The 14,232-nt window shown below is 33.2% G+C and carries 14 protein-coding genes; 12 read left to right on the forward strand and 2 right to left on the reverse strand.

The annotated features are described in order from the left end of the window. Positions 1–11 precede the first annotated feature (11 nt). Positions 12–1,430, reverse strand: coding sequence for a DUF4412 domain-containing protein (locus tag KO504_RS14280; protein ID WP_215927933.1), 1,419 nt, complete (start codon positions 1,428–1,430; stop codon positions 12–14). Positions 1,431–1,545: 115 nt separating this feature from the next. On the opposite strand from KO504_RS14280, the gene KO504_RS14285 reads away from it, so the two are divergent. Together KO504_RS14285 and KO504_RS14290 are read left to right on the forward strand one after the other, a co-directional pair. Further along, positions 1,546–2,091, forward strand: coding sequence for an RNA polymerase sigma factor (locus KO504_RS14285; protein ID WP_215927935.1), 546 nt, complete (start codon positions 1,546–1,548; stop codon positions 2,089–2,091). Beyond that, a complete protein-coding gene (locus tag KO504_RS14290) occupies positions 2,091–2,804 on the forward strand; it encodes a hypothetical protein (RefSeq protein ID WP_215927937.1) in 714 nt (237 codons plus the stop codon). The genes KO504_RS14285 and KO504_RS14290 overlap by 1 nt, the downstream gene beginning before the upstream one ends. 7 nt (positions 2,805–2,811) lie before the next feature. Here KO504_RS14290 and KO504_RS14295 read toward each other — a convergent pair whose 3' ends face one another. After that, complete coding sequence (locus tag KO504_RS14295) at positions 2,812–4,443, reverse strand: ABC-F family ATP-binding cassette domain-containing protein (RefSeq protein WP_215927938.1); 1,632 nt, start codon at positions 4,441–4,443, stop codon at positions 2,812–2,814. A 167-nt stretch (positions 4,444–4,610) separates the two neighbouring features. Between KO504_RS14295 and KO504_RS14300 the strand changes: the two genes are divergently transcribed. From KO504_RS14300 to KO504_RS14345, 10 genes are all read left to right on the forward strand, one after another. Further along, positions 4,611–4,754, forward strand: a complete 144-nt coding sequence (locus tag KO504_RS14300) for a hypothetical protein (protein ID WP_215927940.1) — start codon at positions 4,611–4,613, stop codon at positions 4,752–4,754. Between the two features lie 44 nt (positions 4,755–4,798). Beyond that, positions 4,799–5,782, forward strand: coding sequence for an L-threonylcarbamoyladenylate synthase (locus KO504_RS14305; RefSeq protein WP_215927942.1), 984 nt, complete (start codon positions 4,799–4,801; stop codon positions 5,780–5,782). Positions 5,783–5,942: 160 nt separating this feature from the next. Then, positions 5,943–6,398, forward strand: coding sequence for a 50S ribosomal protein L13 (gene rplM / locus KO504_RS14310; protein ID WP_215927944.1), 456 nt, complete (start codon positions 5,943–5,945; stop codon positions 6,396–6,398). Further along, positions 6,399–6,785 (forward strand): 30S ribosomal protein S9, encoded by a 387-nt coding sequence (rpsI, locus tag KO504_RS14315; RefSeq protein WP_215927946.1) that lies wholly within the window; start codon positions 6,399–6,401, stop codon positions 6,783–6,785. 210 nt (positions 6,786–6,995) lie between these two features. After that, the gene (rpsB, locus tag KO504_RS14320; RefSeq protein ID WP_215927948.1) at positions 6,996–7,781 is read left to right on the forward strand and encodes a 30S ribosomal protein S2; all 786 of its coding nucleotides are present in this window, start codon (positions 6,996–6,998) and stop codon (positions 7,779–7,781) included. Between the two features lie 81 nt (positions 7,782–7,862). After that, the gene (gene tsf, locus KO504_RS14325) at positions 7,863–8,837 is read left to right on the forward strand and encodes a translation elongation factor Ts (protein WP_215927950.1); all 975 of its coding nucleotides are present in this window, start codon (positions 7,863–7,865) and stop codon (positions 8,835–8,837) included. A gap of 216 nt (positions 8,838–9,053) precedes the next feature. Then, a complete protein-coding gene (pyrH, locus tag KO504_RS14330) occupies positions 9,054–9,761 on the forward strand; it encodes a UMP kinase (protein ID WP_215927952.1) in 708 nt (235 codons plus the stop codon). A gap of 45 nt (positions 9,762–9,806) precedes the next feature. After that, the gene (frr, locus tag KO504_RS14335; protein ID WP_215927954.1) at positions 9,807–10,361 is read left to right on the forward strand and encodes a ribosome recycling factor; all 555 of its coding nucleotides are present in this window, start codon (positions 9,807–9,809) and stop codon (positions 10,359–10,361) included. Between the two features lie 99 nt (positions 10,362–10,460). Next, on the forward strand, positions 10,461–11,741 hold the full coding sequence (locus KO504_RS14340; RefSeq protein ID WP_215927956.1) for a DUF5686 family protein: 1,281 nt from the start codon (positions 10,461–10,463) through the stop codon (positions 11,739–11,741). 76 nt (positions 11,742–11,817) lie between these two features. Further along, the gene (locus KO504_RS14345) at positions 11,818–14,220 is read left to right on the forward strand and encodes an efflux RND transporter permease subunit (RefSeq protein WP_215927958.1); all 2,403 of its coding nucleotides are present in this window, start codon (positions 11,818–11,820) and stop codon (positions 14,218–14,220) included. The last annotated feature ends 12 nt before the right edge of the window (positions 14,221–14,232 follow it).

The raw sequence follows: 14,232 nt of genomic DNA on the forward strand, positions 1-14,232 counted from the left end.
GAGATTTTTGGTTAAAACATTTTTTTATAATCCTTAGGATTGATAGTCTTCTGGATGTTATCATTTATAGCAATGGTTTCACTTGTCATGTTGCCTTCTTTAGATGCAATAGTGTATTCCATAATATAACCTTCAAGAATCGCATCATTTTGAATAAACCAGTTTGGTAAATTAATTTCTGGTGCCACCCAAAGTGTCATTTTAACCTCACTGTCGGACATCACATATTCATAACAGGTTGCTCCAAGTATCGTTTTAGTCTTTCCTGTCTTTTTAATTTTAGAATAGTCGTAATTCGCCATTTGGTCGGTAGGATTTTGAATTTGCTGTCCTCCCATCATATTTTGGGACATTTGCATTTTCATACCAGCAGTATCCACAAAAATGTGCGTATTGCCATCATCCATAACGATTACAGACTCTCCTTGCATTTCTTCATCCGAATAGTCACTCATATCAACCATTAAGCCCATATAATTTTCATTAGGATTTAACAAATAAGACATCTTATAGGTTTCGTTAGCTTCATCAATATTGGTGACCTTAACTTTAGTTTCAAACGTAAATTGATACACGCCAGCAACTGCAATTGAATTGGTTTTATGTTGTTCCGAGCCACTCCATCCACTTTCATTAGGTTCTTCTGTTTTAACCACTGAGGTTTGGTTAAAAAATTCTGGACTTTCAGCTTCAATACCACCTGTTACGGTAGATTCAAAATAGGTTTCGGAATAGTCTTCAGAGTTAGCACTGTGCCTTAGTATTTTTTTTAAATTTACTTTTCCATCAAACGAAATTTGAATAGCGCCTTCCGTTAGTACATCAATAGTGACTTGTCCTTTTGAGACATTGTAACTTTGATAATTATCGGAAACTGCTTTTTTAAAATCGTCTCCAGAATCTTCGTAATGCAATAAATCGGGATCGTAAGATAATTTGAGCATGGCTTCTTCAGGAATTTTAAAACTGCGTTTTACATCCTTAGTATCTGCTTCTACATCATGTCTTAAATTAGCTTCAGTAGGGATGGTAAGTACAAAGCCATCATGGATATCGGCATCATGAGACCACCACGATCCTGTAATATGCCATTCTGAATTGGTTTGTGTCGCTTTTATTTTACCGACTTCAGGAATCTGAACCGCACCAAAAGTATTGGCATGGGTAATGATGACATCGCCGTAATCCGCATTAGAGCTTGGCATTTCTAATGGTTTATCAGCTTTTTCGGAAGATTTTGGGGTGTCCTTTTTCTTTTCAGACGTGACATCATCAATCGTTTTATCTATGGTTTTATCAATTTTCTCTTCGGCTTTTCGTTCTAATTTCTTTTCAACTTTATTTTTTAGCTTTTTTAATAATTGCGCTTCAACAGGCTGAACAGCAGAAAATAGCATTAATACTAAAACGTATTTTAAAAGTGTTTTCATTGTTTTTATGAATTGATTACACTTTTAGTTCCTCGAACTTTACAAACATTAACAAACCATCTAAAAAAAATTATATTTGTTTTATTGTTAATGTTTTAGTCTTCGAGATAACTAAATGAAAAACACGCTTAGCGACAACGATTTACAACGACAACTTAGAGCCGATGATAAAAAAGCTCTAGAAAGCGTGTATCTGAGTTATAAGCAAGCGTTTTTAAATTATGCCAAGCGCTACGACATAGCGACTTCTGATGTCTTAGACATATACCAAGACGCCATTATTGCTATGCACCAAAATTTTGTAACGTCGCAATTAGAGCTGCAGAACAGTACCATTAAAACGTACCTCTTTGGCATAGGAAAAAATAAAATATTTAAAACATTAAAAGCACAGCAACGTGTTATAAGAGTAGACGTTGAAAACGACAATTATACAGAAATTAAGATAGAAGAAGAATTACCTACAGCAAACCAACACGCTTTAGCGAAACGACTAAGCGAACTATCTGAAACCTGTAAAACAGTACTTCAACTATTTTATTACAGAAATTTAACGATTGAAGAAATTGTAGGCTTAACCCATTATAAAGATGCGAATACGGTGAGAAGTCATAAATCGCGATGCTTAAAGCATTTAAAAACGTTGTTTAAAGTAAACTAATGAATAACGAAACACTCATACAAGACTATATTGCAAATCGGCTTTCTACTAACGAAAGAGCTGAAGTTGAGCATTTGTTAGAAACAGATTCAGAATTTAAAGCTAAATTTGAGTCTCATAAAGATATGGCTGTGGCTTTTAAAATTTCAGAAGCTGAGTCTTTAAAGAGGCGCTTTCAGGAATTAGAAAACACCCTTCCTAAAGAAAAATCAACTTTTAAAACAGTTAAATATGCCGCTTTTGCTATTGCAAGTGTATTAGTTATTGGGCTATGCTATAACATCTTCAATACGACAACTGGTAACGATTTATTTGAAGACTATTTTGAAATTTCACCAAATACGTATCAACCCGTAACCCGATCAAATAATTCTGATAAGGACAATACTGCTTTTATAGCTTATGAAAACGGAAACTATGAATTGGCTGAAAATAAATTTGAAACACTATTAAAAACCTCAGAAAACCCTAATATTCGTTATTATTACGCATCGTCTTTACTTAACCAGTCAAAATATGATTTAGCATTAGAGCAATTTCAAATCTTAAATAAAATTGATTTTGACTACACGGACGAATCACTTTGGTACACTGCCTTAATCTATATTAGAACTGAAGATTATGATAATGCTAAAGCGCAATTAAAAAGACTGAACTCTAAGAATTCTGTATTTAAAACTAAAGAAAGAAAAGTGCTTTTAGAAAAATTGTAAAAGGCTGTTATAAATCCAATCCTTTTAAACTCTCTACCCTATTTCTTGCTAAGAAATCATCAATCGTTTCAAAATGTTCAACAACGCGTTTTTCTTTAAACTCAAAGACTTTATTTGATAGACCTTGAAGAAAATCTCTATCGTGAGACACGAGAATTAATGTCCCATCAAAATTCTTTAAGGCTTCTTTTAAAACATCCTTCGATTTTAAATCAAGGTGATTGGTAGGTTCATCGAGAATTAATAAGTTCACTGGTTCTAGTAAAAGTTTCACCATCGCTAATCTGGTTTTTTCACCACCTGATAAGACGCTCACTTTCTTTTCAACATCATCTCCCCTAAACATAAAACCACCCAAAATACTTTTAATCTGCGTGCGCACATCACCCTGAGCCACATCATCAACAGTTTGAAAAATGGTTAGACTCTCATCTAACAAAGCCGCTTGGTTTTGGGCAAAATACCCAACCTTTACATTATGACCTAAAGCGCAAGTCCCTTCCACATCTATTTCTCCTAAAATAGCTTTTATCATGGTGGATTTTCCTTCTCCATTTCTACCCACAAAACAGACCTTCTCTCCTCTAGCAATAGACATATTAGCATTTTTAAATACCACATGGTCGTCATAAGATTTAGACACCTCTTTTACCGTCACCGGATAATCACCAGAACGTTGTGTTGCTGGAAAACGCAATTTTAAAGCCGAGGTATCAATCTCATCAATTTCAATCCTTTCTAATTTTTCAAGCATACGCTCTCGTGACGACACTTGGTTGGTTTTAGAATATGTTCCTTTAAAACGCTCTATAAACGCCATATTATCAGCTATAAACTTTTGCTGCTCTTGATAGGCTTTTATTTGATGTGTACGTCTATCTTCACGCAACTGAAGGTAATGCGTATAATTAGCCTTATAATCGTAAATACGCCCCATCGTTACCTCGATAGTTCTATTGGTTATATTATCTACAAAGGCTCTATCGTGTGAAATAACAACCACAGCATTCGCTTTATTAAGTAAAAAATCCTCTAACCAAATAACCGATTCAATATCAATATGGTTGGTGGGCTCATCTAATAGAATTAAATCCGGTTTTTGCAATAAAATCTTAGCCAATTCTATTCGCATACGGTAACCACCAGAAAACTCATTGGTTTGCCTGGCAAAATCGTCTTGTTTAAATCCTAAACCTTTTAATGCTTTTTCAACTTCGGCATCGTAATTGACATCCTCTAAAGCATAATATTTCTCACCCAAATCAGACACACGTTCAATAATTTTCATGTAGTCGTCAGATTCATAATCGGTTCGCGTTTCCAATTGTTTATTGAGCGCTTCCATCTCATCACGCATTTCAAACACATGCTTAAATGCTTTTGATGCTTCATCAAAAACAGTCGTATTATCTTCGGTTAACAAATGTTGTGGTAAATACGCAATAACAGCATCCTTAGGACACCTTACGTTACCATGAGTTGCTTTTTGCACACCTGCAATAATCTTCATCATGGTCGATTTTCCTGCACCATTTTTACCCATTAAAGCAATTTTATCATTAGCATTAATCGTAAATGACACATCACTAAAAAGCGTATGCCCACTAAATTCTACGGCTAAATTATCGACTGAAATCATATTTTGAATTTTAAAGATGCAAAACTACTAAATGGGAAGTCATTATTTATAATTGTAGTCAAAATAATATCACAACTCTTATAAGCTAATCCTAGTCTCTATTCAGTTAAGATGTAAAGATCTAATCCATTAATTTTAGAACATAATTAATATGTAATAAAACAATTATGATACTAACAAAAGTTTTAGGGTTAACAAGCGCATTAACCAAAAGCAAAAAAGCCAAAATAGCCCTTTTAAGTCTCGAGATCGCTGTATTAGGTTATGCACTTTACCAACAGAAAAAGGAAAATAAGCGTATTAAATCTTAGTCGTATGAGATTTTGAAGTAATTTTGTAATCGCATTTTACGACTATGAGCATCATTTCAAAAGACATATCAAAAGCGATTCAACTATTAACGGCTGAAGACATTGTTGCTATTCCAACAGAGACTGTCTATGGCTTAGCAGGAAATATTTATAGCGAGAAAGCTATAAAAGCTATTTTTGAAACCAAGAAGCGCCCTTTTTTTAATCCGCTTATTGTTCATATTCCTTCTATAGATAAGCTTTCCAACATCGTTGAATATATTCCTAAAAAAGCGCAGTTATTAGCCGAAGCTTTTTGGCCAGGGCCAATTACTTTGGTTTTAAAAAAGAAAGCTATAATTCCAGATTTAATTACTGGTGGAAAAGATACAGTTGCAGTTCGTGTTCCTAATCATCCCACTACAATAGAATTATTAAAACAATTAAATTTCCCTTTAGCCGCACCAAGTGCCAATCCTTTTAGTAGCATTAGTCCAACGACAGCAGCACATGTAGAAACCTATTTTAAAAATACTATTAAAATGGTTTTAGATGGAGGGGCTTGCACAAGCGGAATAGAATCTACCATTATAGGTTTTGAAAATGACAACCCTATTATTTATAGATTAGGCTCAACAGCTTTAGAAGACATTGAAGCCATTGTTGGAAAAATTGAAATAAAAAACATGGCTACTGAGCGTAGTCAAAATAATAAAGAAATAAGTCCGGATGCTCCTGGTATGTTAGAGAGACACTATGCACCAAAGACGACGACGATCTTAACAGATAATATTCCTAACACATTAGATAAATATAAAGAGAAACGTGTTGGACTCATAACATTTCAATCTCAAATTGAAAATAACGCAATCGAAGTACAAATTGCGCTTTCAAAATCTGGCGACTTAGCCGAATCGGCTTCAAAACTTTACGATGTTCTACATCAGTTAGATAAAATGCATCTGGATGTTATTATTGCCGAAAAATTCCCAGATCATGGCTTAGGAAAATCCATAAATGACAGACTTACAAGAGCTACAAAAAACTAAATTTAGAATACACATTTCCAAACCATCTGATTTTCAGCACAAAAAATATATCCATCAAGGTTTGGTAAATCAATTGTTTATCGTAAATTTGCAAACTCTTTTTTAAAGAGGAATGTTTAATCTTTTTGCGCTGTGAAGCGTAAATATAAATCAAATTAGTGTGGATACATTAAGCTACAAAACAGTTTCAGCTAACAAAGCTACCGTTAATAAGGAGTGGGTTTTAGTTGACGCTGAAGGACAAACTTTAGGTCGCTTAGCTTCGAGAGTAGCAATACTTTTAAGAGGTAAGCACAAACCTAATTTTACGCCACACGTTGATTGCGGTGACAATGTAATTGTTGTTAATGCAGAAAAAATCAACTTAACTGGTAACAAATGGACGGAAAAAAGTTACATCCGTCACACAGGTTATCCAGGTGGACAAAGAAGTCTGACGGCTACTGAAATGTTTGAGAAAGACCCAACCAGATTAGTAGAAAAGTCAGTGAAAGGAATGTTGCCTAAAAACAAATTAGGATCAGCCCTTTTTAGAAATTTAACTGTTGTTTCAGGTACAGAGCACGCTCACGCAGCTCAAAAACCTAAAGCAATCAAATTAAACGAAATTAACTAAATGGAAGTAATTCACAAAATTGGCCGTAGAAAGACGGCTGTTGCTCGTGTGTACGTTGCCCAAGGTAGTGGCAAAATCACAGTGAACAAAAAAGACATGGCGGATTATTTTACTACTGCAACATTGCAGTATAAAATAAACCAACCTTTAGCCTTGACTAACAATGATGGCAACTTTGATATTACTGTTAACGTATATGGAGGTGGTATCACCGGCCAGGCAGAAGCAATACGTTTAGGATTAAGTCGTGCAATGTGCGAACTAGATCCTGAAAACAGACTAGTATTAAAGCCAGAAGGTCTATTAACGAGAGACCCAAGAATGGTAGAGCGTAAGAAATTCGGACAGAAGAAAGCGCGTAAGAAATTCCAATTCTCGAAACGTTAATATCCAAACAACACTTAATTCAGAGTTTGATTTTTCAGGCTCTGAATTATTTTATTTTATTGAAAAGATTCTGAAATACTTTAGAATCAATTAAAACAGATCCTGAAATAAATTCAGGACTAAAAGTTTAGCATCTAAATGAAGCCAACAGCTAATAACCATTAGCTTAATGGAACATTGCTAATTTAACAGAACGTAAACTATTACAAAATGGAAAAAGTAGAAGTAAAAGAATTACTTGAAGCAGGTGTACACTTCGGTCACCTTACACGTAAGTGGAACCCAAACATGGCTCCTTACATTTATATGGAACGTAACGGTATCCATATTATCAACCTTTACAAAACAGCAGCAAAAATTGAAGAAACATCTGAAGCTTTAGCTAAAATAGCAGCATCAGGAAAGAAAATCTTATTCGTTGCTACTAAAAAACAAGCTAAAGACATCGTTGCTGAAAAAGCAGGTGCAGTAAACCAACCTTACATTACTGAGCGTTGGCCTGGTGGAATGTTAACGAACTTTGTAACTATCAGAAAAGCGGTAAAGAAAATGGCTGCTATTGATAGAATGAAAAAAGATGGTACATTCAACTCTTTATCTAAAAAAGAACGTTTACAAGTAGATCGTTTACGTGCAAAATTAGAAAAGAATTTAGGTTCTATTTCTGACATGACTCGTTTACCAGGTGCTATATTCGTAGTTGATATTATGCGTGAGCATATTGCCATTAAAGAAGCACAAAAATTAAATATCCCAATCTTTGCTATGGTAGATACAAACTCTGACCCTCGTGAAGTTGATTATTTAATCCCTGCTAATGATGATGCTTCTAAATCTGTAGATAAAATTTTATCTATCGTAACATCTGCAATTGCTGATGGTTTAAACGAAAGAAAAAATGAGCGTGCAGAAAAAGATGCTAAATCTGCTAAAAAAGACGCAAAACCAGCTAAAAAAGCTGAAAAAGCGCCTGTAGCATCTCAAGAAGAAGAATAAATAACATTTATACAATATTAAAAGTCATTTGGTTCTTTTCATTTTGAAAATTAATTAAATGACTTTTTAAATTTAAAAACTATGGAAAATACTGTAAAAATTACAGCAGCAGAAGTCAACAAGCTAAGACAAGCAACTGGTGCTGGTATGATGGATTGTAAAAAAGCTTTAGTTGAAGCTGGTGGTGATTTTGATAAAGCCATCGAAGTTTTACGTAAAAAAGGACAAAAAGTTGCAGAAAAAAGAGCAGACAGAGATTCTTCTGAAGGTGCTGCAATCGCAAAAATAAATGCAGATAACACATCTGGTGTTGCTATTGTTTTAGGCTGTGAAACTGATTTCGTTGGTAAAAACGAAAACTTCGTAGCATTAGCTAACCAATTAGCTGATATCGCATTAAACTATGACACAAAAGAAGCATTTTTAGCTGCTGATTTTGGTGGAATGACTGTTGCTGATAAATTAATTGAGCAAACAGGAGTTATTGGTGAAAAATTAGACATTACTGCTTTTGAAAAATTAGAAGCACCTTACGTAGGTCAGTACGTTCACATTAACAAAATTGCTGCTTTAGTTGGTTTATCTGCTAAAGTTGATAACGTTGAAACTTTAGTAAAAGACGTTGCAATGCAAGTAGCTTCAATGGGAGCAACTACATTATCTTACAAAGATTTTGAGCCTGAATTTATCGCATCAGAAACTGAAGCTCGTATTGCTGTTATTGAAAAAGATAATATCGAATTAGGACGTTTAGGTAAAACATTAAAGAATGTACCTAGCTATATTTCTATGGCTCAATTAACTCCAGAAGTTATCGCTGAAGCTGAAGAAGCTGCAAAAGCAGAATTAAAAGCTGAAGGTAAGCCAGAACAAATTTGGGATAGAATTTTACCAGGTAAAATGGAGCGTTTCATTTCTGATAACACAACTTTAGACCAAGAAAAATGTTTATTAGACCAAAAGTTTATTAAAGATGAAAAGCAAACTGTTGCTGATTATGTTAAAACTTATGGTGATGTTTCAGTTACAGGTTTCAAACGTGCAACTGTTGGATAATTAACATTATTCAAATTACAATAATTAAAAAAGCTTCTCAAAATTGAGAAGCTTTTTTTTTGCTTTTTTTTCACTTTTACAGATGCTAATAATTACGTAGTTTTGCTAAACTTTCTAAACCCACATAAAATGAATCAGAATCATATAGTAAATTTTTACCAATATGATGCTTGACACATTCTATTAGACCATAAAATAGCAATAGAAACTATCTAAATGAAATATAAAAGAATACTACTCAAATTATCTGGCGAAGCCTTAATGGGAAACCGTCAATATGGTATTGATCCTGAAAGATTAACAGAATATGCTAAAGACATTAAAGAAATAACTGATTTAGGTGTAGAAGTTGCAATAGTAATTGGTGGCGGAAATATTTTTAGAGGTGTTGCTGGTGCCATGAACGGTATGGATCGGGTGCAAGGTGACCACATGGGAATGCTAGCTACTGTAATTAACGGATTGGCTTTACAAAACGCACTAGAAGATGCTGATGTAAAAACGCGTTTGCAAACAGCTATCAAAATCAATGAAGTTGCAGAACCTTTTATAAGACGTAAAGCAATGAGTCATCTAAGAAAAGGACGTGTTGTAATTTTTGGAGGTGGTACAGGTAACCCTTATTTTACAACAGATTCAGCAGCCGTTTTACGCGCTATCGAAATTGAAGCAGATGTCATTTTAAAAGGTACACGTGTAGATGGTATTTATACTGCAGATCCTGAAAAAGATATCAATGCCGTTAAATTTGATAATATTTCATTTAAAGATGTTCTAAGCAAAGGACTTAAAGTAATGGACACAACAGCGTTTACACTTAGTCAAGAAAATAACTTACCAATTATTGTTTTTGATATGAATAAAAAAGGAAACTTATTAAAAGTAGTTTCTGGAGAAAATATTGGTACTAAAGTCAACCAATAATTTTTGGCTTAAATTTTGATAAATCGTAATTAAAACTTCAACATTATGGACGAAGACATTAAATTTATAATAGACACAGCAAAGGAATCTATGAATGCTTCTATAAAGCATTTAGAAAAACAACTTACAAATATTAGAGCTGGCAAAGCTAGTCCTGCTATGCTAGGTAGCGTTATGGTAGATTATTATGGTTCTCAAACGCCTCTTAGCCAAGTTGCCAATGTAAATACTCCAGATGGAAGAACAATAACAGTTCAACCATGGGAAAAATCTATGCTTCAAGAAATTGAGCGTGGTATCATGCTTGCTAATCTTGGTTTTAACCCAATGAATAATGGCGACACTATTATTATCAATGTTCCACCATTAACAGAAGAACGACGAAAAGATTTAGCAAAACAAGCCAAATCAGAATCAGAAGATGCTAAAATTGCCGTTAGAAATGCGCGTAAAGATGCTAATAATGATATAAAAAATTCTGAAGTTTCTGAAGATTTACAAAAAAATGCAGTAATTGATATACAATCACTAACAGATTCTTTTATTAAAAAAATAGATAGTATTCTTGAGGTTAAAGAAAAGGAAATTATGACTGTTTAATTTATTAATTAAGTTACAAACCTAAAAACATTATCAGCACAAGTAAGCTAAGAGGTTAACCCCTTTTATATTTTTCTCTAGCTTTAATAACAATTTTAAATGTTACAGCGCCTGTTTGTTGTTTTTTTTATGACAATTGCAACGCATAGCTTTGCACAACAGCCTGTTAAAACAGATAAAGATTCTGTTAAAGCTGTTCAAGACTCTATCAAAAAAAAAGTATTTGTAAAAAATATAGGTAACGGCTATCTCCCTTTTAATTACTTTAATCTGGATTTACGTTACCTAATAAAATTTAATCAGTACGAAGGTTTCAGAACGGGATTAGGAGGTATAACAAATAATCGCTTTTCAGAACGCTATAGAGTTAATGGCTATTTGGTTTATGGTGTTAGAGATAAACGTCTAAAATATAAAATAGGTGGTGGTTTTAGAGTTAATGAAGCTTCAAACACATGGGTAAACTTAGACTATGTTGATGATTTACAAGAAACAGGAAGTTCAAAATTTTTAACTGATAAACGTTTTTTTACTTTTTTTGAACCACGATTATTAAATATAGATCTATTTCATAGACATATTACAAAATCAATTGCTTTACAGCATAAGGTTTCTAATCATCTGCTTTCAGAATCTCAAATAGCACTTTCTAAAATAAATCCAACATACAATTATACTTATGTTTTAGGCGAAGACTCATATAAAACATATGATTTAAGCACTGCCAAAGTTAGTTTGCAATGGAGTCCGTTTAGCCACTATACCATAATAAATGATAAAATAAAAGAAACTAAAGACGGTTATCCAAAATTTACACTTCAATTAACACAAGGATTCAAATCTGTCTTTGGAAGTGATTTTAATTTTTCAAAGCTCGATTTTAGAACCTTGCAAAAATTCTATCATAAAAACGATGCTATAACAAGTATTACATTTGTTGCAGGAATTGCTGGTGGAGATACTCCTTTAACCCATTTGTACCATGCGTACCCAAACAATATCACTAAAGAAACTATTTTACAACGTTTTTCTGTTGCAGGTTTAAACAGTTTTGAAACCATGTATTTTAATGAATTTTTTAGCGACAAATTTTCAACACTACAATTAAAACACACATTTAAACCTTTTAAAATAACAGAACGTTTTAAGCCTCAGCTTGTATTAATATCCAGATATGCAGTAGGAGAAATGAAGAGCATTAGAAGACATCAAGGTATAGAATTTAACACTCTTGAAAAACTCTATTCAGAATCTGGCTTAGAAATTAATAAATTGTTCTTTGGCTTTGGATTGAGTTTTGCCTATAGATATGGTAGTTATCACCTACCAAAATTAGAAGATAATATGGCTTTTAAGTTCACCTTCAACATCTCATTATAATCAAAATTATAATACTGTTAATTACCTTACTAATCCTTAGCTTTTTTCTACCTTTGCGGCTTATTTTAATTGGCGCATGTTTAAACTTTTAACAACAGGATTTTGGGAAGCTATTGCGAGACTTATTCTTCGTAATAAAATTTTTATACTTATTGCCATCATACTAACCACTGTGTTTTTCAGCTTGCAATGGAAACACATGCGTTTTACCTTTACTGAAGCCAATCTTTTACCAGACGACCACGAAGTTAATCTTATATACAATGATTTTTTGGACGTTTTTGGTGAAGAAGGAAATCTAATTGTTTTAGGTGTTAAGGATTCTAGTCTATTTTCAGTAAAACAACTCAATGCTTGGAACAAACTTTCAGATTCGTTTAAAGGTTATGACGAAGTGGAAACCGTTTTATCCATAAAAGACCTTCAGAAATTAGTTAAAAACACTAAAGAAGAGCAATTTGACTTAGTGCCATTTATAAAGGATTCTATTTCTAGTATCGAAGAAATAGAGCGCCTTCAAAACGAACTATTTAAACAATATCCCTTTTACGATAATTTCCTATTTAATGCAGAAACGAAAACTATTCGTACGGCTTTATACATGGAAAAAGACATCGTAAATACATCTGCTAGAAAAGATTTTATCCTCGATGATTTTTTACCAAAAGTTGAAAAATTTGAGACAGAAACAGGATTAGATGTTAGAATTTCGGGAATGCCTTACATCAGAACCTTAAATGCAACAAGTATTGTTGATGAAATCCCTATTTTTATTGGTGCGGCGCTTTTTGTAACCTCTCTAATATTTTTTCTTTTCTTTAGGTCATTTAGAGCCACTTTTATTTCGCTTATTGTGGTTTGTTTTGGAGTCATGTGGACCTTTGGAATTATAGGTTTACTCGGTTATGAAATTACAGTCCTAACGGCATTGATTCCGCCTCTAATAATTGTTATTGGTATTCCCAACTGTGTGTTCTTAATTAATAAATACCAACAAGAAGTAAAATCGCATGGTAACAAAGTAAAATCTTTACAGCGTGTTATTACTAAAGTAGGTAATGCTACTTTAATGACCAATATAACCACAGCTTCTGGTTTTGCTACATTTATACTTACAGAAAGTAAGCTCCTAAAAGAATTTGGAATTGTGGCATCATTGAGCATTTTAGCAATTTTCATGCTGTGTTTGCTCATTATCCCTATTCTATACACATTTCTACCTTATCCTAAAGAACGTCATTTAGAACATTTAAATAAACGCTGGATTGGTGCTTTTGTAGATTGGATGGAACGCATGGTAAAGCACAAAAAAATTACCATCTATATCACAGCACTTATTTTAATTGTTGGAAGCATTATTGGGATTCATCAGATTAAAATTTCTGGTAGTCTTATTGAAGATATGCCACAAGACACTGATTTCTTTAATGATATTCGGTTTTTTGAATCTGAATTTAATGGTATTATGCCATTAGAAATTATGATAGATACCAAACGTAAAAAAGGGGTGATGAAACTCGCCACTTTAAAACGAATGGAAGAGCTAGAAGAACTCATTAATGATATACCAGAACTATCGCGTCCAATTTCTGTAGTTAGCTTAGTGAAGTACAGCAAGCAAGCCTATTACAATGGCAATCCAAAATATTACCAATTACCTTCAAGCCAAGAGAACACATTTATCCTGTCTTATGCTAAAAACTCAACCTCTAATGTTGATATGTTGAGCAATTTTGTAGATAGTACAGGGCAATATGCACGTATTACTACCTTTATGAAAGACATTGGTACGGATAAGATGGAGCGTATTCAAGAAGACCTTCAAACAGAAATAAACAAGTTGTTTCCAGAAGAACGTTATGAGGTTATTATGACAGGGAAAGCTTTAGTTTTTCAAAAAGGAACTAAATATTTGGTTAAAAACTTAATCATTTCATTAACACTTGCCATTGTACTTATAGCCTTATTTATGGCCTACCTTTTCCGTTCTTTTAGAATGATTGTAGTTTCATTAATCCCCAACCTATTACCACTTTTAGTTACAGCAGGTTTAATGGGGTATGTTGGAGTTCCTATTAAACCATCAACAATATTAGTATTTAGTATTGCTTTTGGTATTTCTGTAGATGACACCATTCACTTTTTGGCAAAATACAGGCAAGAATTACAAGCCAACCATTGGAAAATTAGAAAATCGGTTTACGCAGCACTTAGAGAAACTGGTGTGAGTATGATTTACACCTCTATAGTATTATTCTTTGGGTTTTCGGTATTTACAATTTCTAGTTTTGGAGGTACGGTAGCATTAGGAGCTTTAGTATCTATAACACTATTATTTGCTATGCTTTCTAACTTACTATTATTACCTTCACTATTATTATCTTTAGAGCGTAATATTGCCAATAAGGAAGTTTTAAGAGAGCCTTCAATAAATATTATTCCTTCAGAAGATGAAACTGAAGACCATAAAGAAAATTAAGATTAACAATAT

Source organism: Winogradskyella psychrotolerans (assembly GCF_018860565.1).
Lineage (GTDB): Bacteria > Bacteroidota > Bacteroidia > Flavobacteriales > Flavobacteriaceae > Winogradskyella > Winogradskyella damuponensis.